The sequence below is a fragment of the Naasia aerilata genome, from assembly GCF_030296595.1.
In the GTDB taxonomy this organism is placed as follows: Bacteria; Actinomycetota; Actinomycetes; order Actinomycetales; family Microbacteriaceae; genus Naasia; species Naasia aerilata.
In genome coordinates this window covers 2,365,695-2,386,027 of the sequence record NZ_AP027731.1, presented here as the reverse complement: position 1 = coordinate 2,386,027, position 20,333 = coordinate 2,365,695, and the positions used below count along the sequence as shown (strand labels likewise).

Genomic DNA, 20,333 nt, shown 5'->3' with positions numbered 1-20,333 from the left:
GGTCAGGCGGCGAGAGCGAGCATCGCGCGCGCGGGGACGCGGGCGGCCTGCGGCTGGCTGGCGCGGAGATCCTCCGCGACCTGCTGGGTGAGGTCGATCAGCGTGATGCCCAGGGCGCCTGCGACGGCGGCGATCATCTCGCTCGAGGGCTCCTTGCGGCCACGCTCGATCTCCGAGAGGTACTGCGGCGAGATCCCCGCCCTCTCAGCCGTCTCGGCGAGCTTCTCCTGCTGCTCCATCCGGTGGGCTCGGAGCCGGCGGCCGAGCACCTCCCGCCACAGGGGCTCCGGCTGAGGTGTAGTGCGTCCGGGCGTCCGCGGCGCCGCGTCGTTGTCTGCCATGCCTGACCCTAACCAGAGGGCGCGCAGGCCCGGCACCCGATTCTGCTCACAGCAGATCGGCGGATGCGCTCCATCGGGCGGGTGCGCCCCGAGCAACAGAAACGCCCCGCGGCGAGAAGCCGCGGGGCGTTTCCTGCGTGGTGCAGGTTCGGATCAGGCGCCGTTGATGGCGTTCGTCACGGCGATCGCGGTGACGATCCAGGCGACGACGCTCAGGACGATGCCGACGACGCTGAGGATGGTGCCCCAGAGCGCGAGGGTGCGCGCACCCGGCTCGCTGCGACGGCTGAGGATCCCGAGGATCAGGCCGACGATTCCGGCGATCAGGCCGACGATCGGGATCAGCCAGCCCGCGAGGACGCTGACGATTCCGAGGACGAGGGAGACGATGCCCTTGGTCTTGGTCGAGGTGGAGCTGGCAACACTGGTCACAGTTCGGGCCTTTCCTTAGGTTCTGCGGCATCGATGCCGTTCTCCTACAGGAATACCGCACAAGATGCATGGCGGACACAGGGTTGACTTTCAGGTCAGTCGCAGGTTCAAGTGCAACGCGCGCGAGGCTGCGCCAACCGCGAGGCTCCTCCCGCAGCCGCATGAGCGAACGCGTCAAGCGGCGAGAGGGACCTTCGCCCCTGGGGACGCCGATCGACCGCTCTGACCCTGAAACCGCCGGGGCTCTCCGGCACGGACAGGCATGGCGGAAGGGTCGGGCTCATGAGCATCGGCAAGGTCACGGTCGGCGTGGACGGAAGCCCGGCGAGCCGCAAGGCGGTCGAGTGGGCGGTGGAGCGCTGCCGCAGAACCGGGGCGAGCCTCCTGCTCCTGGCGATCGCGCCCGTGTCGGACGTGCGCGCGGACTTCGAAGACCCGCTCCGCCGCTACTACCGGGACGCTGCTGGGGAGAGCGCCGATTGGGTACGGGTGCACGCGCCGAATGTCGCGGTCACGGTCGAGGTGCGAGGCGGCCACCCGGCGGAGGAGCTGGTCAAGTCGAGCGAGGAGACGGACCTCCTCGTGGTCGGCACCGACAAGGAGAGCGCGCTGCGGAAGCTGGTCTACGGCACCGTCCCACTCCGCCTCGCAGCCCTGAGCGCAAGTCCGCTGGTCGTGGTGCCGGGTACCTGGCAGCCGGGCGCCGGCGCGGTGCTGCTCGCGGTGGGCGCCGACGCACCTGACGACCACAGCGTCGACCTCGCCGTGAGCCAGGCGGAGCAGCTCGGCGCCGAGCTCGAGATGGTCCACGTCTGGTCGGCCGCCTCCAACTTCCCCTCGCCGCTCTCCGCCATCGGCTATCCGTGGCAGCTGCTCGAGCAGAGCGGCAGGCAGGTCCTCGACGACGCGGTGCGACGGGTGGCGGAGCGGCACCCCGATCTCGCGGTCACCTCACGACTGGTCGAGGGACCGACCGTACCCCGCCTGGCCGAGCTCGCCCACGGTGCTCAGCTGCTCGTCGTCGGCCATGGCGGGCGCGGAATCTTCCGAGAGCTCCTCCAGCTCGGCTCGGTCGCTCACGACATCCTGCTCTCGCCGCCCGCCCCGGTCGCCGTCGTCCCGACGCACCGGAAGGCGGGGATCGGCGGCCGAGGCGATCGAGAGGCCTCCGCCGGCGGCACGACCCTGTAGCGAAGGGTCGACGAGGTCTGCCTCACCGGCCGCTGCGCGCCGCGCGGGGCCCCTCGCGGCAGGGGCCCACGTGAACGCGAGTCCCACGATCCATCCGCCTCACATGGAGAAGGCCCCGCTGTGCGCGGGGCCTTCTCCATGTAGGGCGGACGGGACTTGAACCCGTGACCGACGGATTATGAGTCCGCTGCTCTAACCAGCTGAGCTACCGCCCCGAACGCTTTCACAGTACCCGCCGCGGCGTGTTTTTCCGGGCATCACCCCTTCGGGTGAACGCGCCGGGTTATACGCCTTTTCGCGCCCCAGACGTAGGGGTCACGCGCCCCAATAAGCGAACGGATCGCCCGCGTCGACCCCAGAATCGCGGCATGCCTCTCTCACAGTGCCCGGCCTGCGGCGCCGAAGCCCGCCTCGTCCCCAACACGTCTCGTCCGCTGGGCGACGTCCGCAGCTACATGGAGTGGCAGTGCACGTCGGACCCGTCGCACGTGTTCGAGGACGAGAACACGCTCGCCCACGCCCAGACCCGCTCGTACGGCGACCACTGAGCCCGCGCTCGCTCGGCTCAGCGGACGGCTCGGGACTCCAGTCCCTCGGGCCAGTGCGCGGTGCCCCGCACTCTGCGCCGCAGCGAGCGGAACTGCTCCCGCAGCTTGCCGGTCAGCGGCGCGACCTCGGTCACCGGGTCCTCGATCGTCTCTCCGCGGTAGAGGCTCTCGAAGACGTTCAGCGTGGTCTCGATGTCGTGCGGCTCGATCGCGCGCAGGGACGCGTTCTTCATGACGAGGAGGTCCTCCTCGGGCAGGCGCAGCACGCGCTCGATGCGGTCCGCCAGTGCGGCCACGTCGCCGGGCGGGAACAGGTACCCGTTCTCCTCGTCCCGGACGAGGTGAGGCAGCGCCATCGCGTTGGCCGCCACGATGGGCAGGCCGGAGGCCATGGCCTCCATGGTGGCGATGCTCTGCAGCTCGGCGATGCTCGGCATCGCGAACACCGTGCCCTCGGTGAGGACGCGGCGCAGTCGCGTGTCGGTGACCCGGCCGTGGAAGGTGACCCGGTCGTCGATCCCCAGCCGCGCGGCCTGCGACTCGAGGGGCCGGCGCTGGTCGCCGTCGCCGACGATGTCGACCTGGACGTCGAGGTCCTCGGGCAGCACGGCGACCGCGTCGAGCAGCACATCCAGCTGCTTCTCCCCCGTCACTCGGCCGCAGAAGACGATGCGGTTCTGGGTGCGAGGCTCGAAGCTCGGCGTGTAGTCGGACGCCCGGATGCCGCAGGAGATAGCGTGCACGCCCCGGAGGCCCGTCATCTGCTCGAGGTAGTCGGCGGCGCGACGCGTGGGCGTCGTCACCTCGGCGGCGCGGCTCAGGATGCGCGTCGCGTCCTTCCACGTGATCTTCACGGCGGTGGGCCAGATGAACTTCGGGAGCCCGGTGAACTCGAGGAGGTTCTCCGGCATGAAGTGGTTGGTCGCGACGATCCGCACGCCCAGCTTGACCGCCTCCGTCGAAGCGCCGCGCCCCGACAGCAGGTGGGACTGGATGTGCACGACGTCGGGCTTGATCGCCTTGATGATGCGCCGCGAGTTCGCGTTGATGCGCCACGGGTAGGCGAAGCGGATCCAGTCGTGCTTCGGCCAGCGGGCGCTCAGCAGGCGGTGGACGGTGAACGTCTCCCCCGCGTGGGTCTCCTGGTACGCGCCCTGACGGTTGTTGTGCGACTGGGCCATGACGTGAACGTCGTGCCCGCGCCCGGTGAGCCCCGCGGCGAGACGGACGGCGAAGTTGGCCGCACCGTTCACGTCCGGGGAGAACGTGTCGCACACGATCAGGACGGTCAGCGGAGTGGCGTCCACGTCGGTGGAGGTGGTCTGTGACGAGTCGATGGGTCTTCCCTGGGTGCCAGTTGATGAAGTGAGGCTTCTTCCGGCCGCTCTCACGCTACCGCACGCCCCCGCGGGGCAAGGGCGCAACGTCCGCGAGCCGGAACTGCGCGTCAGCGCTGCGCCTGCGGGTGGTGCTTGGCCAGGTCGAACACCCCGTACACCGCGATGATGCCGGCGATGACGAACGCGACGACGGCGTACCAGGGAGCGGCGGAGGCCTCCCCAGGATGATGACGCCGATCCCCACGGCGACGAGCGGGTCGACGACGGTGAGGCCGGCGATCACCAGGTCGGGCGGTCCGGCCGAGTAGGCGGTCTGCACGAAATACGCGCCGAACGCGGCAGCCGCGAGGAGTCCGACCAGACAGATGAAGGTGAGCAGCTCGAAGTCGCCCTGAACGATCCGGTTGATGACCACCTTCGCGAGCGTGGCGACGAAGCCGTACAGGACGCCGGCGCCGACGATGTAGAACACCGCCTTGAAGCGGCTCCGCAGCAGCCCGAAGGCGACCGCGAACGCGACGAGGACGACCGCGAGGATGATGAGGATCGTCACCAGCTGGCGGTCGGAGATCGGGTGGTCGACCGCGGTGAACGCCGCGATGGTGACGAAGAGCCCCACGCCGCCGACGCAGAGGATGACCGCCCGCACCGAGGCGCGGTTGAGGCGCACGCGGGTCAGGCGCGCGTTGAGGATGGTCGTGACGACCAGCGCGATCGCGCCGAGCGGCTGGACCACGATCAGCGGCGCGAACCGGAGGCTCGTGAGCTGCAGCACGATCGCGAGCCCGAGCATCACGGTGCCGAGCACCCAGGACGGCCGAGCCAGCAGTGCCATGAGCTGCTTGGTCGTCAGGCCCGGGGTGGGTGAGTCGAGCCCGTGCTTCTCGGCGTGCCGCGCCTCCACCTTCGCGACTCCGCGGTGCTGGAACTGGGCGCCGAGACTGAGGAACACCGCGCCCACCAGTGCGATCGGGATGCCGATCCCGGCTGCGGACCCGAGGAGGGTCTCTTCAGCCAGATCGGCGAGCTGGGGCGGCACGCGATAGACCTTACCGGCGGCCTCAGGTCGATAGTCTTAGCGGCATATGGCGATCCTCCCCATCCGCATCACCGGGGATCCGGTGCTGCACGAGCCCGCCCAGCCGGTCACCCGATTCGACGACGCGCTGCGCACCCTCGTCGACGACATGTACGAGACGATGCTCGCCGCGCCCGGTGTCGGCCTCGCGGCGCCGCAGGTCGGCGTGCCCCTGCGGCTCTTCGTCTACAACTACCCGGACGAGCAGGGCGGGGAGCGCCGCGGCGTCGCGATCAACCCCGAGCTGTGGATCTCGCCGCCTCCGATCGGCGAGGCCGACGAGGACTCGGAGTCGGAGGGGTGCCTCTCCGTGCCCGGTGAGCGGTTCCCGCTGCGCCGTGCGGACCGCGCCCTGCTCCGCGCGGTCGACCTCGACGAGAAGCCGTTCGAGATCGCAGCGTCGGGCTGGTTCGCCCGCATCTTCCAGCACGAGTTCGATCACCTCAACGGCATCCTCTACGTCGACCGGCTGGACTTCCTCTACGCCCGGCGCGCGACGAAGACCATCCTGAAGCGGGGCTGGGGCCGGCCGGGCTCGGCATGGACGCCGGGCGTCGACGACCTCGAGGGCTGACCCGCCCTCCCAGCCGGTCCCGCCGAGCCGGCGCTCAGGCCGCCCAGCCGAGCAGCCGCAGCACGGCCGCGATGACGGCCGCCGCGAGCACGGCGAGCACGAACGGAACCCGCAGGGCGAACAGCACGACCGCCGCGAGCACCGCGGGAACCCGGGCGTCGAAAACGAGCGCCGGCCCGGTGCTGAGGGTCTGCACGGCGATGAGCGCGGCAAGCAGGGCGACCGTCACCAGATTGGCGGTGCGGGACGCCGTGGGCGTCTCGAGCACACGAGCCGGCACGAGGTAGCCGGCGAACTTGAGCGCCAGGCATGCGATGGAGCCGAGGAGCACGATGTGCCAGACCGTCATGCGGTCTCCTCCTCGGGCACCGGCGGCTCGAGGACCGGCTCGCGCTTCCCGAGCAGGTCGAGGAGTCCGACGACGACCGCGACCAGGGCGGCGACCAGCACCGGAAGGCCGGGCGGGAGCACCGGCACGAGGACGGCGGCCACCACGGCGGCGACCACCGCTACCGCGACCGGCTGGAGTGCCCGAAGCCGCGGCCAGAGCAGCCCGACGAACGCGGCGCCGGCCGCCGCATCCAGCCCGTACTGCCGCACATCGCCGAGCGCGTCGCCGAGAAGCGCGCCGATCAGGGTGGTGAGGTTCCAGCCCACGAAGACGATGAGCCCGGTCACCCAGAAGCCGCGGCGCTGGCTGCCGAGGGTGGGCTGGGCGGTCGAGACGGCCGTCGACTCGTCGATCGTGAGCCAGGCGGCCGCGACCTTGCGCCAGAAGCCGCCGCCGATGATCGGCTTCACCCGGATGCCATAGAGCGTGTTGCGCGCGCCGAGCAGCGCGGCGCCCGCGATGGCCGATGCCCCGGCACCCGCGCCGCCCGAGGCGAGCACGCCGATGATGGCGAACTGCGAGCCGCCCGAGAACATGAGCAGGCTGAGCACCGAGGTCTGCCAGATGTCGAGTCCGGAGGCGACAGACAGCGCTCCGAACGAGATGCCGTAGGCGGCGGTCGCGACGCCGACCGCGACCGCTGACCGGGTCGCCGCGCGCTCGGGCGTCCCGGCTTCGGGGCTAGCGGGTCCCGCCACGCGTCAGGTCCACGCCGTGCACGCCGTTGTGGTGGCGCAGGGCCGGGAACACCGCCGACACGGAGAAGCCGACGCCCGCCGTCTGGCTGGCCGAGAACACGCCGCCGAACAGCTCCGTGCGCTCCCGCATCTCCTCGATGCCCGGGCCGATGATCTCCTGGGTGAGGGTCCGCAGGTCGTCCTCGACCGTGTAGCCGGCACCGCCGTTGTCGGGATCGAGGCCCTTCCGAACCGCGGCGTTCCGGATGCCGTCGTCGTCGACGCGGACCTGGAGCCCCTGGCTCGTCCACGTGAAGCTGACCCGCGCCTCCGTGCCGTCGCCGCCCCACTTGAGCGAGTTGCTCAGCGCCTCCTGAAGGATCCGGTAGATCGCCAGCTCGGCGCCGGCGCTGAGCTCGTACGGCTCCCCCGACTCGTCGAACGTCACGCCGAGGCCTGCGTCGCGCATGATCTTGAAGAGGTCGCGGGTCGACTTGAGCGTCGGCTGCAGCAGCACGTCCGCCTCCGTCTCGCGGACCAGCGAGTTCACGCGGCGCATGTCGGCGAGGGCTGCCCGTCCCGTCTCCGCGATGGTCGCGGCGGCGCGGATGGCGGCGGCCGGGTCGGTGCCCGACGCGTATCGCGCGCCTTCCGCGTCGGCGATCATCGACGTCACCCGGTGAAGGGCGAGGTCGTGCAGCTCGCGGATGATGCGGAGCCGTCCGCCCTGCTCGGCGACCGACAGCTCGAGGTCGACCCGGGCGCGCGCGGAGGCCGTCTGCTCCCCCGCCAGCTGACGGAGGCGACGGCGAGCGGCGAGCCAGAGGAGCAGGAACAGCACCGCGAGGAGGGTCGGCGCAGCGATCAGGACCGCCGTGAGGACGGCGTCGAGGGGCCACGCCATGGCGGTCAGTCTAGGCTTCCGAGCGCAGCCGGCCCGGGACCCGGGCGGCGGTGTCGCGGATCGGAGGGGCATGGACGAGGCCCAGGCGCGCGCCCTCCTCCGGGCCGCGGACGCCGACGCAGTCAGGACCCTCGCCGACCTGGGCGCCGAGATCGGCTCGATCACGGCGGCGCGTCAGGATGCCAACTCGGACGACGAGCACGATCCGGAAGGCACGACGCTCGCCTACGAGCGCTCGCAGGCCGACGCCCTCCGCCGGGCGGCCGAGGAACGGCGCATCGAGATCGCCGCCGCTCTCGACCGGCTGGATGCGGGGACGTACGGGATCTGCGTCCGCTGCGGCGACAGGATCGCGGAGGGCCGGCTGGAGGCACGACCATGGGCTCGCACGTGCATCGTGTGCGCGGCCAGGGAAGGAGAGCGGCGATGACCGAGGTTCCAGCAGGAACGGTGGTGCGGACCTGGACCGGCTGGGTTCGCCCGGAGGACCGTGAGCGGTACACCGAGTACGTGGAGGCGACCGGGCTCGGCGCCTACCGGACGACGCCCGGCAACCTGGGTGCCTTCCTCATGTACGCGGACGAGGGCGACCGCACCCGCATCACGACCATCTCGTTCTGGACCGACTTCGACGTCATCCGCGGCTTCGCAGGCGACGACATCTCGCAGGCCGTGTTCTATCCCGAGGACGACGAGTACCTCGTCGCCCGGGAGACGACGGTGACGCACGCGGTCGTCGCGTAGCGGCGCCGGCGCCGAGCGCGGTGCGTGCCGCCGACCGCGGTGGGTGCCGCCGAGCGCGGTGCGCCCCGCCGAGCGCGATGCGTGCCGCCGAGCGCGGTGCGTAGACGGCCCGCGCTCGTCGTTCTGCACCGCGCACGGCGGGATGAGGCGCGAGTGTCCGCGCTGGAGAAGCAGCAGTGGCGCGCGGGTCCGGATCTGTCCGCTGGGCGGCTACGGCCGCCGGGGATGAAGCCGCGCCCGCGCCGCGGCTCGCAAGGGTTGCTGCCGAGGCTTGAGACGTAGCACGTAAGGCCACAGGGTCACCGTCTCGTTGCGGCCGCGCGTGGAGGCGGCATCGCGGCCACCGAGCGCGGTGCGAATCACCGAGCGCGGCCCGTAACGACGAGCGCGCCCCGTAGACACCCCACGCTCGTCGTTATGCACCGCGCTCGACGCACGCTCGGCGCCTCGAACCGCGCTCGGCGCACCGACCGGCCTCCCACCCGTTGGGAAGAAGCCTCGAAGCGCAGCCGGTAGCACTAAGCGGCAGGAGTTGTCGGGGCGTCGCCGCTCGTCAAGCGCGGTGCCAGCCACCGAGCGCGGCCCGTAACGACGAGCGCGCCCCGTAGACACCCCGCGCTCGTCGGTACGCACCGCGCTCGACGAGCGCTCGGTGTCTCACACCGCGCTCGGCGCAGCGCACGCTCCCGCAGCCGCCGAGACGAATCCTGCGAAGCGCCGGCCGTAGCACTAAGCGGCAGGAGTCGTCCGGGCATCGCGACTCGTCGAGCGCGGCGCCGGCCACCGAGCGCGGCCCGTGACGACGAGCGCGCCCCGTAGACACCCCGCGCTCGTCGGTACGCACCGCGCTCGACGCGCGCTCGGTGTCTCACACCGCGCTCGGCGCGCTCTCGACGCGCGCTCGGCGTCTCGGACCGCGCTCGGCGCGCTCTGGACGCTGGAACGCGAGTTAGGAGCGCGGGCCGCTACTCGCTCATCGTCTTAAGCCAGAGCTCAAGCCTCGCGGCGAAGCGCTCGCGCAGAGGTTCGGTTTCGAGACGCGCCTGCGGCGCTCCTCAACCAGCGGAAACCGGGAAGACGAGGCTTCGCGGCGAAGCGCTCGCGCAGAGGTTGGGTTTCGAGACGCGCCTGCGGGGCTCCTCAACCAGCGGGCACAAGTCGAACTCCGGGTGCCTGCCCCCGGAACGGAGAAGCCCCCGCAGCCGGGGCTGCGGGGGCGGTGCTCCCCGACTTGGACTCGAACCAAGAACCTGCCGGTTAACAGCCGGCTGCTCTGCCAATTGAGCTATCGAGGAATGGGGCTCGTCTACTTTAGCGCAACCGAACCGGCTCAGTAGCCCGCCTGCGGGTCCACCACGCCGACGAATCGACCAGTGGACACGAACGCCTCCACGTTCAGCCGGATCCGCTCGGCCAGCAGCGGGGTGATCATCTCGGGCGTGTCGGCCGAGTGCGGGGTGATGAGCGCGCGGTCCTCCGTCCAGAGCGGGTGGCCGTCCGGAAGCGGCTCCGGCGCGGTCACGTCGAGGCCCGCGAACAGGATGCGCTTCTCGCGGAGCGCGTCGACGAGCGCCTCCGTGTCGACCAGTGCTCCCCGTGCGATGTTGACGAGAACGGCGGTCTCGGGAAGCAGGGCGAGCTGCTCCGCGCCGATCAGCTGCTGCGTCTCGGCGGTGCTGGCGGCGGCGAGGACGAGGATGTCGGCCTCCGGGAGGACCTCGTCGAGGCGAGCGGCGGGAAGCGTGCGGGCCGCGCCGTCCACGGGCGTCTCGCTCCGGCGGACCACCGTGATGTGCACGCCGAACGGCTGCAGCAGCCGGATCAGCTCGACCGCGATCCCGCCCGCACCCACGACAACGACGCGGCGCCCGTACAGCGATTCCCCCGCTTGTCGCCCCAGGATGCGGCGCGCACGCGCTCAGGGAAGTGCCGCAGTCCCGCAAGCGCCAGGGCGAGCGCGTGCTCGGCGACCGGCTGGGCGTAGGCGCCCTTCGCGCTCGTCCACACCATGTCGTCCCGGGAGTGGTCGGCGAGGGCCTGGGCGAAGAGGTCGACCCCGGCCCACGGCAGCTGGACCCACTGCACCCGTGGCGACTTCGCGAGCGCCTCCAGCAGTCCGTCCGGCTTCGACGGGCCCAGCCAGACGATCCCCCGGGTCTCGTCGCCGAGCGGGCCGATCTCGCCGCCTCCCGCGCGCACGGCGTCGAGGTACACCTGCTCCGCGTCCTCCTCGGGCAGCACGGCGATGGGGCCGACCTCGGGGCGCCGGTCCGTGGGCAGCTCAGGAGCGTCCGACCCCGCGACGGCGCGGTGGCTGAAGCGCGTCATCGGTCGTCCCCTTCGAGGTCCGGCAGCTGGATGGGCTCCGTCACAATGCGGTACTCCTCGGCAAGGCCCCGGACATACGGGTGGTTCGGGTTCTCGAGCACCTCGTCGAGGCGGCCGAGGCCCACCAGGTGACCGCCTTGAAGGACCGCGACGCGGTCCGTGAGCCGCGCGGTGACGGCTGCCTCGTGGCTGATGATGAGAGCCGAGAAGTCGTGCTCGCTCTGCAGCTCGAGGATCGTGTCGAGGACCGGCCCGCGGGCCGTGACGTCCACGCCCGCGGTGGGCTCGTCCGCGACCCAGAGCACCGGGCGCAGGATGAGGGATCGCGCGATCGCGACGCGCTGCCGCTGCCCGCTGGAGATCTCATGCGGGAACATCGACATCATCCGCAGCGGAAGCTGGACGGCATCGAGCAGCTCGGCGACCCGGCCGCCCAGCTCGCGGCGGTCGTACTTCGGCTCCCGCGCCAGCACGGGATCGCCGATGTTCTCGGCGACCGTGAACCCGGGCCGCAGCAGGCGCCCCGCGTTCTGCGGCAGGTAGCCGACCTCGTAGGTGAGCCGGCTCCGCGCGCGGGGACGGAGTGCGCGCAGCTCCTGGCCGAGCACGCGCAGCGATCCGCCGACGATCTGCGGCACGTCATCGCCGGGGAGCCGGCGGCCGACGAGGCCCGCGACGCACGCGGCGAAGGTGCTCTTGCCCGAGCCGGTCTCGCCCACGAGGCCCATCAGCTCGCCGCGGCGGATGGAAAGCGTCACGCCGTCGAGCGCGCGGTGCGCCTGCCGGCCGTGACCCGCCGGGTACTCGATCGTCACATCGCTCGCGGCGACCACGACGTCACCGGCGAAAGGCATGGACCTCATTCTGCCTGAGCCGCGGCGCCCGTCCGGCGCCGCGCGTCACGCCTCGGCCGCCCGCAGCGCGCGCAGCGCCTCCCGACGCTCGGCCTGAGCCACCGGATCCGGGACCGGGAGCGAGGCGAGCAGGCGCTGCGTGTAGGGGTGCTTCGGGTCGCCGAGCACCTCGGCGCCGGTCCCCTCCTCCACGAGCTTGCCGTGGTACAGGACGGCGATCCGGTCCGCGAGCAGGTCGACCACGGCGAGGTCGTGGCTGATGAACAGGCACGCGAAGCCGAACTCGCGCTGCAGCTCGGCGAACAGCTCGATCACGCGGGCCTGTACGGACACGTCAAGCGCGGAGGTCGGCTCGTCCGCGATGAGGAGCTTCGGGTTGAGGGCCAGGGCGCGCGCGAGGCTGGCCCGCTGGCGCTGGCCGCCGCTCAGCTCGTGCGGATAGCGGTCGCCGTAGGACTTCGGCAACTGCACCGCCTCCAGGAGCTCGTCGACCCGGCTGCGGGCCGCGGCCGCGTCTCCCGCCCTGCGGTGCACGACGAGCGGCTCGGCGACCGCCTGCGCGATCGTGAGGAGCGGGTTGAAGCTCGATGCCGGGTCCTGGAACACGAAGCCGATGTCGACGCGGTGCTTCCGGAAGTCGCGCTCCTTGACGTCCCGCATCTCGGTGCCGAGCACGGAGAGCGATCCCCCGGTGACGCGCGTGAGGCCGGCGATGGCGCGGCCGATCGTGGTCTTGCCCGAACCGCTCTCCCCCACCAGGCCGAGGACCTCGCGGGGCCGGATCTCGAAGCTGACCCCGTCGACGGCCCGGAAGCCGCCGCGGCCGAGCCGGCCGGCGTACTCGATGACGAGGTCGCGGGCGACCACGACGGGCGCGCCCTCGACCTCGGGACGGGCGGCGCGCCGCTCGGCGGCCTGCGCCTTGCCCTGGCCGACGTAGGGAACGGCGGCGAGCAGGTCTTTCGTGTACTGCGCGACGGGCGCGGAGAAGAGCGTGCGGGTGTCCGCCTGCTCGACGATCCTGCCCTGGTACATCACCGCGACGCGATCGGCGAGGTCGGCGACGACGCCCATGTTGTGCGTGATGAGGACGATCGCGGCCCCGAACTCGTCGCGGCAGCGGCGCAGCAGGTCGAGGATCTCGGCCTGCACGGTCACGTCGAGGGCCGTCGTGGGCTCGTCGGCGACGATGAGACCCGGGTTCAGCACGAGCGCCATGGCGATGACGACGCGCTGCTTCTGGCCGCCCGAGAACTGGTGCGGGTAGTAGTCGACGCGCTTCTCCGGGTCCGGGATGCCGACCTGGCGCAGGATGTCGATCGCCTTCGCCTTCGCCTCCCGGCGGCTGATCCGGCCGTGGGCGCGGAGGCCCTCGGCGATCTGCCAGCCCACGGTGAAGACCGGGTTGAGCGCGGTGGAGGGCTCCTGGAAGACCATCGCGACGTCGGTGCCGCGCACCTCCCGGAGCTTGCCGCCGGACAGCGAGACCACGTCCGAGATCCCGCCATCGCCCGAGGCGAGCAGGATGGCGCCCGACTCGGTGGCGGTCTCCGGCAGGAGGCCGAGGATCGTCTTGGCGGTCACCGTCTTGCCGCTGCCGCTCTCCCCCACGATCGCGAGCACCTCGCCGCGCTCGACCGTGAGGCTGACGCCGTCGACGGCCTTCACCGACCCCGCGTCGCTCGCGAACGAGACCTGGAGGTTCTGGATGTCGACGACGCTCATCGTGCTCCCTCCAGTCCGTCGATGCCGCCGGGCGCCGAGAGCACGCCGCCTGGGACGACCGACGTCTCGGCGACGAGGCCGGACGCGGCGGCGACCGACCGCCGGCCGCGGAGGCGCGGATCGGCGAGGTCGTTGAGGCTCTCGCCGACGAGCGTCATGCCGAGCACGACGAAGACGATCGCGACGCCGGGGAAGATCGAGGTCCACCAGATCCCGCTCGTCACGTCGGCGATCGACTTGTTGAGGTCGTGACCCCACTCCGCGCCCGAGCTCGGCTCGATGCCGAAGCCGAGGAAGCCCAGTCCTGCCAGGGTGAGGATCGCCTCGGATGCGTTGAGCGTGAAGATGAGCGGCAGCGTGCGCGTGGCATTGCGGAACACGTGCCGGAACATGACCCGGGGCGTCGAGGCGCCGATCACGCGCGCTGACTCGACGAACGCCTCCCCTTGATGCGCACCGTCTCGGCGCGGATCACCCGGAAGTACTGCGGGATGTAGACCACGGTGAGCGAGATCGCCGCGGCGAACACCCCGCCGAGGAGGCTCGACTGCCCGCCGGAGATGACGATCGCCATGATGATCGCGAGGAGCAGGGTGGGAAACGCGTAGATCGCATCCGCGACGACGACGAGGATCCGGTCGATCCAGCCGCCGAAGTAGCCGGAGACGAGGCCGAGGAGGACGCCGGCGACGATCGCCAGCGCCACTGCGATGACGATGACGAGCAGCGCGGTCTGCGACCCCCAGATGACGCGCGACAGCACGTCGTAGCCGCCGACCGTGGTGCCGAGGAGGTGGGCAGAGCTCGGCGGCTGCTGGGCGCCGAAGGAGCCGTTCGCATCCCGCAGCTGAGCGAAGCCGTATGGGGAGATGACCGGTGCGAGGAGTGCCGCGAGCAGGAAGATCCCGGTGAGGATCAGCCCCGCGACGAGCATGAAGCGCTGGACGCCGACGCTCTGCCGGACCTGGTGGACGACCGGGAGGCGGTCGATCAGCCGGCGGCGGGGAGGGGCGGCCACCGACCCGTTGTCGGGCGGAGAGACGGTCATCAGTACCTCACTCGCGGGTCGATCAGCGCGGCGATGACGTCGACGATGAAGTTGGTGACGGCGACGATCACGGCCAGCAGCACGACGATGCCCTGGACGGCCACGAAGTCGCGCGCCTGCAGGTAGTGGGTCAGCTGGAAGCCGAGGCCCTTCCACTCGAAGGTGGTCTCGGTGAGCACCGCGCCGCCGAGCAGCAGCGCGATCTGGAGGCCGATCACCGTGATGATCGGCACGAGCGCAGGCCGGTAGGCGTGCTTGCGGACGAGGCGGAACTCCCCCACGCCGCGCGAGCGGGCGGAGGTCACGTAGTCGGTGCCGAGCGTCCCGATGATGTTCGTGCGGACCAGGCGGAGGAAGACGCCGCCGGTCAGCAGCCCGAGCGCGATCGCCGGCAGCACCGCGTGGGCGAGCACGTCCTGGATGACGGCCGGGTCACCGGTCTGGAAGGCGTCGATGAGGAAGATGCCGGTCGGCGAGGGCAGGAGCTGCATCTGCAGCTCCGCACCGACCGAGGCGCGCCCGTAGACCGGCAGCCAGCCCAGCTGGACCGCGAAGATCAGCTTGAGCAGCAGGCCCGCGAAGAACACCGGGGTGGCGTAGCAGAGGATGGCGAACACGCGCAGGACCGCGTCGCCCCAGCGGTCGCGGATGTAGCCGGCGAGCAGCCCGAGCGGGATGCCGACGAGAAACGCGACGATCAGCGCGTAGATCGCGAGCTCGAGCGTCGCCGTGCCGTAGGTGACGAGCACCTCGGTGATCGCCCGGTTGTCCGTGAGCGTCCGGCCGAAGTTGCCGGTGGCGACCTGGCCCAGGTACTCGAAGTACTGGACGAACAGCGGGCGGTCATACCCGGCCTCGTGGATGCGCTCCTGCAGCTGGGCCGCGGGGAGCCGGCCGCCCACCGAGGCGGTGATCGGATCGCCCGTCGTGCGCATGAGCAGGAAGACGAGCGTGGCCAGGATGAAGACCGTGGGGAAGATCAGCAGGAACCGGACGATCAGGTAGCGGCCGAGACCCCCGCCACGCTGGGGCCGGCTCGGTGTCGGCGCGGCGGCCTCGACCGTCGGCGTTTCCAATGCAGTCACACGTCCCTCTTTCCTGCGGCCATTCTGCCCGTGAACAGGGTCGGAGGGGCGGCCCGCCTTCGGCGGACCGCCCCTCCCTGGTCAGAGCTCAGCCCTTGCTGATCCCGGCGTACCGGAACTTGTAGGACGCGTCGAGGGTGACCCCCGAGATGTCCGTTCCGGTGACGGCGAGCTCGGCGCCCTGGAGCAGGGGCACGGTGGGCAGCTGGGCCGCCACCTTGTCCTGGATCTGCTCGATGATGGCGGCGCGCGCGTCCTTGTCCTCCGTGCCGATCTCCTGGGAGATCAGCGAGTCGACCTCGGCGTCCTGGTAGTGGTTGGCCAGGAAGCCGTTGTCGAGACGGAAGAAGGGCGTCAGGTAGTTGTCCGCGTCCGAGAAGTCCGGGAACCAGCCGAGCTGGTAGGCCGGGTACTGGTCGGAGGTGCGGTCCTTCGCGTACTGGGTCCACTCCGTGCTGGCGAGGTTCACCTTGAAGAGGCCGCTCGACTCGAGCTGGTCCTTGACCAGCGCGTACTCGTCGGGCGAGGACGGGCCGTAGTGCTCGAGCGCGTACTGCAGGTCGAGCGTCACCGGAGTGGTGATGCCGGCGGCCTGAAGCGTCGACTTCGCCTTGTCGGCGTCCGGTCCACCGGAGCCGTCGCCGTAGACCGACTTGAGCGACTCGTTGGCGCCCGTGAGGCCGGCGGGGACGAAGGAGTAGAGGGGCGTGAACGTGCCCTTGAACACCTGGTCCGCGATGGTCTCGCGGTCGACGAGGTCGGCGACCGCCTGGCGGACGGCGAGAGCCTTGGCGGGATCGGCCTCGGCCGTCTTCGCGCCGAAGGGCTGCGTGTCGAAGTTGAAGACGATGTAGCGGATGGCACCACCGGGGCCGTCCATGACCTTCACCTTGTTGTCGCTGCGCAGGTCGGCGACGTCCGTCGGGGACATGCTGCGGTACGCCACGTCGATGTCGCCCTGCTGGATCGCGAGCTTCAGGTTCGACGAGTCGTCGAAGTAGCTGAGGTTCACGGTGTCGTTGGCGGCCGGGTCGAGGTTGCCGCCGTAGCCGTCGTACTTCTTGAACTGGATGACGCTGTTCGCCTTGTACGAGGTGATCTGATACTGGCCGGCGAAGGCCTTGGCCTTGACGATCTCGTCGTCGGGCGTCAGGGCGTCGGCCGAGAACGAGTCCTCATCGACGATCGGGCCGACCGGGCTCGAGAGCACCTGCTTGAACGTGACGTCGTTCGGCACCTTCAGGGTGAACACCACGGTCGAGTCGTCGGGTGCCTCGATGCTGTCGACGTTCGCGAGCAGCGACGAGGGCCCGTTGGGGTCCTTGATCTTCAGCTGGCGATCGAACGTGAACTTCACGTCCGACGAGGTGAGGTCGTTGCCGTTGGCCCACTTGAGCCCGTCCTTGAGCTTCACCGTGAACTCGGTCGGCGACGTGAACTCGCCGGACTCCGCGATGCTCGGCTCCGGGTCGGGGCTGCCGACCGGGCTGTCGAAGAGGAACGGGAAGACCTGCAGCTGGACCGCGAGCGAGCCGTTGTCGTAGGAGCCGGCCGGGTCGAGGGTGGTCAGCGGGTCGGTGGTGCCGACCGTGATCGTGCCGCCCTTGGAGCCGCCCGAGGACGAGCCGCCGCCGCCGCCGTTGCTGCCGCCGCCGGAGCAGCCGGCGAGCGCCAGAGCGGCGACCGTGATGCCGGCGGTCGCGAGAAGGACGCGCCTGTTCCGGCCGGAGAATGCGGATGTCATATCCGTCTACCTCTTTCAGTGGAAGTGGTGCCCGCGAGGAGCGGGGCGAGCGCGCGAGAGGTCGGAGCCCCGTGGCGCGTGCTGTGCGACTCTGGTCTAACACATAGGCGGTCCCGGGCTGGACCGCGCGGGACTTCGTTACCCCGCTGAAACATCGTGCCGCAACGGTGCCGCGACGACTGGGGCGCCGCTCCCGGCGGACTGGCAGGTGGTCAGCCCTCGCGAAGCGACCGCCGCTCGGCCTCGAGGGTGACGAGATCACGCTGGATGCCGCGGTAGCGCTCCGGGTCCTCGGTCGCCCGCGTGCGCTGGAGCTGACCCAGGAGCTCCGACTTCCGGCGCTGCAGGTCCCGGTCGACGAGGCGCGACGCGACGTCTCGGACGTAGATCCCGAGCGCCTCCTCCTTGGGCTGCTGCGGCAGCGGGGCGATCGCGAGCTGCTGGACGAGCTGCGCGAGCGGTGACGGGACCGCCGCCGTCACGGTCTCGAGCCACTGCGGCGTCTCCGCGACGTCGGCGTTCGCGCCGATCGCATCCCGCACGGCGGCGAGCGCGCGGTTCGCGAAGCCCGATCGGGATGCCCGGTCGAGCAGCGTGCGACCCACCAGCTGCGGGAACTGCAGGATCGCCATGAGGGCGTCGCGCTCGAGGCGGGTGGCGGGGTCGGACGGCAGCTCCGTCAGCGTGGGGCCGCGGCGCGCCTCCGGCTCCGGCTCGCGATCCACGCGCCGGTCCGGCTCGCGGTCGGCGTAGGGGTCCCGGTCGTCGTGGTCCTCGGGCGGCGGGGCGTCCCGCTCATCGGGCGGCGGCTCGCCGAAGTCGTCCTCGCGAGGGAGAGCGGCGGGACGGACGGGCGGCCCGGCGACCGGGCGGGCGGGCGCCGAGTTCGCCGCGGCGCGCTGGGGTGCCCGCGACGCGGCCTGGCCGGACGGCACGGCGCCGCGCTGGGGGCCGCGCGAGCCTCCGGGACCCGCGGGGAGCGATCCCCGGTCGGACCCGCGAGAGGGGCCGGGGCCGGTGCGACGAGAGTCGCCGGCACGGGAGTCGGACGAGCCGGCACGGGAGTCGGCGGACCCGGGACGCGAGTCGCTCGACCGCGACGGGGAGATGCGGGGGCGGCCGACGCGACGGCGGCCGAGACCTCGCCCAGCTCCATGCCCAGCCACCGGGCCAGCTCGCGGGCATAGCCGGGACGCAGTGACGGGTCGCGGATCTCGGCGACGACCGGCGCCGCGGCGCGGAGGGCGGCCACCCGGCCCTCCACGGTGTCGAGGTCATGGGCCCGCAGCTGCTGCAGGATGATGAACTCGAACATCGGCTTCTTGGAGTCGATCATGCCGCGCACGGCCTCGTCCCCCTGCGCGAGGCGCAGGTCGCAGGGGTCGAGCCCCTCGGGCCCCGTGGCGACGTAGGTCTGAGCGGCGAAGCGCTGCTCCTCGCCGAACGCGCGGACCGCGGCCTTCTGGCCCGCGGCATCCGGATCGAAGGTGAAGATGACCTCGCCGAGCCCGGAGTCGTCGCCGAGCACGCGGCGGAGGATCTTGATGTGGTCGACGCCGAAAGACGTGCCGCACGTCGCGACCGCGGTGGTCACGCCCGCGAGGTGGCAGGCCATGACGTCGGTGTACCCCTCGACCACGACCACGCGGCGCCCGCGCGAGATGTCCCGCTTCGCGAGGTCGAGCCCGTAGAGGACCTGCGCCTTGTGGTAGACCGCGGTCTCCGGGGTGTTGAGGTACTTGGGGCCCTTGTCGTCCTCGAGGAGGCGCCGGGCGCCGAAGCCCACGGTCTCGCCCGAGAGGTCGCGGATCGGCCAGACGACGCGCCCGCGGAAGCGGTCGTAGACCCCGCGGTCGCCGCTCGACACGAGTCCGGCGGCCAGCAGCTCCTGGTCGGAGAAGCCCCGACCGCGCAGGTGCTTGGTCAGCTCGTCCCAGCTCTTGGGCGCGAACCCCACGCCGAAGTGCGCGGCGGCCGCACGGTCGAAGCCGCGCTCGCCCAGGAAGCGCCGGCCGGGATCCGCGCCCGGGGTCGCGAGGCGCTCCACGAAGAACTCCCCGCCGCCCGGTTCGCGGCCAGGAGGCGCGCCCGGTTGCCGGACTCCTGCGCCGCCGAGCCGCCGTCCTCGTAGTGCAGCGTGTAGCCGACCTTCGCGGCCATCCGCTCGACCGCCTCCGCGAACGTGACGTGGTCCATCTTCTGCAGGAACGTGTAGACGTCGCCGCCCTCGCCGCAGCCGAAGCAGTGGTACATGCCGACCTGCGGGCGCACGTGGAAGCTGGGGCTGCGCTCGTCGTGGAAGGGGCAGAGGCCCTTCAGCGAGCCGACGCCCGCGGACTTGAGGCTGACGTAGTCGCCGATCACGTCGCCGAGGTTGACGCGGGCGCGCACCTCGTCGATGTCGCTCTTGAGAATGCGCCCCGCCATGCCGTCGATTCTAGGTTCGGCTGCTGACCACGCCGGGGAGGCTGGGGACGGCCGAGCGGCCACACCCTTCTGCTGCCGCCCAAATCACGGAGATTCCCGGCGCGACGGCCACGAGTCCGCATAACTTCGAGCCGAGGGGGCCGGATCTCCGTGGCTTGGTCAGGACGGGGTGGACGCCGGCGCCGCGCCGCGGAAGCGAGCGAGCAGCAGGCGGCTGGGCGCCCGGCGGATGGTCCGGGGCAGGATCCGGTACACCGCCAGGAGGAGACCGAACCGACGGGCGAACTGCCTGCCCAGCCGGTCATCCCAGCGCACGCCGTAACCGCGTCGCACGGCTTCCGGCAGCAGGCCGGCCGTCACGACTCGTGCCAGAGGCATCAGACCCCGCAGCCACATGGGTCCGGTGCGGGGACGCAGGAGCGAGACCGCGACTGCGCGCGCCGGCGGCGTGACCTCGAGGCGCGCCACGCGCTGCTCCCAGTACTCCCGGAAGGCGGCGCGATCCGTGGGCCACGAGGCGAGCGGCATCCCGAGCGCGGTGCCGATGCGGGCGCTCTCGCGGTAGACCGCATCCGCCGTCGCCTCGGGAAGGGGGCCGTGCACCGCCTCCCACACCTGCACGGTGGTGTCGTAGAGCGTCGCGGCGACCCACAGCTGCAGCTCGGGGTCGCGAGCGTCGTACCGCACCGGTTCGTCGCCCTGGACGCCGCGGTGGGCGACTCCGACGCTCCGCGCAACGCGGCGGATCTCCTCCTCCGTGCCGAACGCGAGCACGTAGAGGTACTCCAGCGTGCCCGCGAGCCGGCGCGTCGGGTCCAGGCGGAAGCCGCTGTGCGCGGCGACGCCGGCCGCGACCGCCGGGTCGGCGAGCTGGAGGAGCAGGGCGCGTCCTCCCCGGCCAG

The 20,333-nt window shown here is 71.5% G+C and carries 19 protein-coding genes, 2 tRNA genes and 3 pseudogenes; 5 read left to right on the top strand and 19 right to left on the bottom strand.

The features are described 5' to 3' along the window. Positions 1–2 precede the first annotated feature (2 nt). Together QUE51_RS12520 and QUE51_RS12515 are read right to left on the bottom strand one after the other, a co-directional pair. Entirely contained in the window at positions 3–341 is a 339-nt protein-coding gene (locus QUE51_RS12520) for a helix-turn-helix domain-containing protein (protein WP_286276698.1), read from the bottom strand. A gap of 153 nt (positions 342–494) precedes the next feature. Next, positions 495–773 carry a hypothetical protein gene (locus QUE51_RS12515; RefSeq protein ID WP_286276697.1) on the bottom strand — a complete coding sequence of 93 codons (279 nt, stop codon included), beginning with the start codon at positions 771–773 and terminating at the stop codon, positions 495–497. A 282-nt stretch (positions 774–1,055) separates the two neighbouring features. Here QUE51_RS12515 and QUE51_RS12510 point away from each other — a divergent pair, with 282 nt between their 5' ends. After that, complete coding sequence (locus QUE51_RS12510; protein ID WP_286276696.1) at positions 1,056–1,964, top strand: universal stress protein; 909 nt, start codon at positions 1,056–1,058, stop codon at positions 1,962–1,964. A 141-nt stretch (positions 1,965–2,105) separates the two neighbouring features. Here the strand turns inward: QUE51_RS12510 and QUE51_RS12505 are convergent. Then, a tRNA-Ile gene (locus tag QUE51_RS12505) sits at positions 2,106–2,179 on the bottom strand. A 153-nt stretch (positions 2,180–2,332) separates the two neighbouring features. On the opposite strand from QUE51_RS12505, the gene QUE51_RS12500 reads away from it, so the two are divergent. Then, complete coding sequence (locus tag QUE51_RS12500; RefSeq protein WP_286276695.1) at positions 2,333–2,512, top strand: hypothetical protein; 180 nt, start codon at positions 2,333–2,335, stop codon at positions 2,510–2,512. Between the two features lie 17 nt (positions 2,513–2,529). On the opposite strand, the gene QUE51_RS12495 is transcribed toward QUE51_RS12500, so the two are convergent. Together QUE51_RS12495 and QUE51_RS12490 are read right to left on the bottom strand one after the other, a co-directional pair. After that, the gene (locus QUE51_RS12495; protein WP_286276694.1) at positions 2,530–3,819 is read right to left on the bottom strand and encodes a glycosyltransferase; all 1,290 of its coding nucleotides are present in this window, start codon (positions 3,817–3,819) and stop codon (positions 2,530–2,532) included. A 140-nt stretch (positions 3,820–3,959) separates the two neighbouring features. Beyond that, positions 3,960–4,891 (bottom strand): annotated as a pseudogene (locus QUE51_RS12490) (DMT family transporter). Between the two features lie 46 nt (positions 4,892–4,937). Between QUE51_RS12490 and def the strand changes: the two are divergent. Then, entirely contained in the window at positions 4,938–5,504 is a 567-nt protein-coding gene (def, locus tag QUE51_RS12485; RefSeq protein WP_286276693.1) for a peptide deformylase, read from the top strand. A 34-nt stretch (positions 5,505–5,538) separates the two neighbouring features. On the opposite strand, the gene QUE51_RS12480 is transcribed toward def, so the two are convergent. Genes QUE51_RS12480 through QUE51_RS12470 form a run of 3 tightly spaced genes read right to left on the bottom strand, consistent with a single transcriptional unit; the run spans position 5,539 to position 7,476 of the window. Then, complete coding sequence (locus tag QUE51_RS12480) at positions 5,539–5,853, bottom strand: AzlD domain-containing protein (protein WP_286276692.1); 315 nt, start codon at positions 5,851–5,853, stop codon at positions 5,539–5,541. After that, positions 5,850–6,593, bottom strand: a complete 744-nt coding sequence (locus QUE51_RS12475) for an AzlC family ABC transporter permease (RefSeq protein WP_286276691.1) — start codon at positions 6,591–6,593, stop codon at positions 5,850–5,852. Before QUE51_RS12475 ends, QUE51_RS12480 begins: the two co-directional genes overlap by 4 nt. Further along, a complete protein-coding gene (locus QUE51_RS12470; RefSeq protein ID WP_286276690.1) occupies positions 6,577–7,476 on the bottom strand; it encodes a sensor histidine kinase in 900 nt (299 codons plus the stop codon). Before QUE51_RS12470 ends, QUE51_RS12475 begins: the two co-directional genes overlap by 17 nt. Between QUE51_RS12470 and QUE51_RS12465 the strand changes: the two genes are divergently transcribed. Together QUE51_RS12465 and QUE51_RS12460 are read left to right on the top strand one after the other, a co-directional pair. Beyond that, on the top strand, positions 7,475–7,906 hold the full coding sequence (locus QUE51_RS12465) for a TraR/DksA family transcriptional regulator (RefSeq protein WP_286276688.1): 432 nt from the start codon (positions 7,475–7,477) through the stop codon (positions 7,904–7,906). The genes QUE51_RS12470 and QUE51_RS12465 overlap by 2 nt on opposite strands. Then, positions 7,903–8,220, top strand: coding sequence for a hypothetical protein (locus QUE51_RS12460; RefSeq protein WP_286276687.1), 318 nt, complete (start codon positions 7,903–7,905; stop codon positions 8,218–8,220). Before QUE51_RS12465 ends, QUE51_RS12460 begins: the two co-directional genes overlap by 4 nt. A 1,222-nt stretch (positions 8,221–9,442) precedes the next feature. On the opposite strand, the gene QUE51_RS12455 is transcribed toward QUE51_RS12460, so the two are convergent. The 11 genes and pseudogenes from QUE51_RS12455 to QUE51_RS12405 form a co-directional block, all read right to left on the bottom strand. Beyond that, a tRNA-Asn gene (locus QUE51_RS12455) sits at positions 9,443–9,515 on the bottom strand. 35 nt (positions 9,516–9,550) lie between these two features. Next, positions 9,551–10,072 (bottom strand): NAD(P)-dependent oxidoreductase, encoded by a 522-nt coding sequence (locus QUE51_RS12450; protein ID WP_286276686.1) that lies wholly within the window; start codon positions 10,070–10,072, stop codon positions 9,551–9,553. Then, entirely contained in the window at positions 10,042–10,548 is a 507-nt protein-coding gene (locus tag QUE51_RS12445) for a Rossmann-fold NAD(P)-binding domain-containing protein (protein ID WP_286276685.1), read from the bottom strand. The genes QUE51_RS12450 and QUE51_RS12445 overlap by 31 nt, the downstream gene beginning before the upstream one ends. Next, positions 10,545–11,402 carry an ATP-binding cassette domain-containing protein gene (locus QUE51_RS12440; protein ID WP_286276684.1) on the bottom strand — a complete coding sequence of 286 codons (858 nt, stop codon included), beginning with the start codon at positions 11,400–11,402 and terminating at the stop codon, positions 10,545–10,547. The genes QUE51_RS12445 and QUE51_RS12440 overlap by 4 nt, the downstream gene beginning before the upstream one ends. Before the next feature lie 45 nt (positions 11,403–11,447). Further along, positions 11,448–13,127: a dipeptide ABC transporter ATP-binding protein gene (locus QUE51_RS12435; RefSeq protein WP_286276683.1), complete on the bottom strand. Its 1,680-nt coding sequence runs from the start codon at positions 13,125–13,127 to the stop codon at positions 11,448–11,450. Continuing rightward, a pseudogene (locus QUE51_RS12430) lies at positions 13,124–14,175 on the bottom strand (ABC transporter permease). The gene QUE51_RS12435 and the pseudogene QUE51_RS12430 overlap by 4 nt, the downstream one beginning before the upstream one ends. Then, positions 14,175–15,260 carry an ABC transporter permease gene (locus QUE51_RS12425; protein WP_434017202.1) on the bottom strand — a complete coding sequence of 362 codons (1,086 nt, stop codon included), beginning with the start codon at positions 15,258–15,260 and terminating at the stop codon, positions 14,175–14,177. Before QUE51_RS12425 ends, QUE51_RS12430 begins: the two are co-directional and overlap by 1 nt. A gap of 88 nt (positions 15,261–15,348) precedes the next feature. After that, entirely contained in the window at positions 15,349–17,004 is a 1,656-nt protein-coding gene (locus tag QUE51_RS12420) for an ABC transporter substrate-binding protein (RefSeq protein ID WP_286276682.1), read from the bottom strand. A 212-nt stretch (positions 17,005–17,216) separates the two neighbouring features. Next, entirely contained in the window at positions 17,217–17,729 is a 513-nt protein-coding gene (locus tag QUE51_RS12415) for a hypothetical protein (RefSeq protein ID WP_286276681.1), read from the bottom strand. A 344-nt stretch (positions 17,730–18,073) separates the two neighbouring features. Continuing rightward, positions 18,074–19,431: pseudogene (dnaG, locus tag QUE51_RS12410) on the bottom strand (DNA primase); the annotation flags it as partial. A gap of 159 nt (positions 19,432–19,590) precedes the next feature. Further along, entirely contained in the window at positions 19,591–20,313 is a 723-nt protein-coding gene (locus QUE51_RS12405) for an oxygenase MpaB family protein (protein WP_286279375.1), read from the bottom strand. Positions 20,314–20,333 lie beyond the last annotated feature (20 nt).

Bases quoted from the DNA above. Each gene is read 5' to 3' on its own strand.
- QUE51_RS12520 (WP_286276698.1), bottom strand. From the start codon at position 341: ATGGCAGACAACGACGCGGCGCCGCGGACGCCCGGACGCACTACACCT.
- QUE51_RS12510 (WP_286276696.1), top strand. From the start codon at position 1,056: ATGAGCATCGGCAAGGTCACGGTCGGCGTGGACGGAAGCCCGGCGAGC.
- QUE51_RS12500 (WP_286276695.1), top strand. From the start codon at position 2,333: ATGCCTCTCTCACAGTGCCCGGCCTGCGGCGCCGAAGCCCGCCTCGTC.
- def (WP_286276693.1), top strand. From the start codon at position 4,938: ATGGCGATCCTCCCCATCCGCATCACCGGGGATCCGGTGCTGCACGAG.
- QUE51_RS12480 (WP_286276692.1), bottom strand. From the start codon at position 5,853: ATGACGGTCTGGCACATCGTGCTCCTCGGCTCCATCGCATGCCTGGCG.
- QUE51_RS12465 (WP_286276688.1), top strand. From the start codon at position 7,475: ATGGCGGTCAGTCTAGGCTTCCGAGCGCAGCCGGCCCGGGACCCGGGC.
- QUE51_RS12470 (WP_286276690.1), bottom strand. From the start codon at position 7,476: ATGGCGTGGCCCCTCGACGCCGTCCTCACGGCGGTCCTGATCGCTGCG.
- QUE51_RS12460 (WP_286276687.1), top strand. From the start codon at position 7,903: ATGACCGAGGTTCCAGCAGGAACGGTGGTGCGGACCTGGACCGGCTGG.
- QUE51_RS12445 (WP_286276685.1), bottom strand. From the start codon at position 10,548: ATGACGCGCTTCAGCCACCGCGCCGTCGCGGGGTCGGACGCTCCTGAG.
- QUE51_RS12440 (WP_286276684.1), bottom strand. From the start codon at position 11,402: ATGCCTTTCGCCGGTGACGTCGTGGTCGCCGCGAGCGATGTGACGATC.
- QUE51_RS12435 (WP_286276683.1), bottom strand. From the start codon at position 13,127: ATGAGCGTCGTCGACATCCAGAACCTCCAGGTCTCGTTCGCGAGCGAC.
- QUE51_RS12420 (WP_286276682.1), bottom strand. From the start codon at position 17,004: ATGACATCCGCATTCTCCGGCCGGAACAGGCGCGTCCTTCTCGCGACC.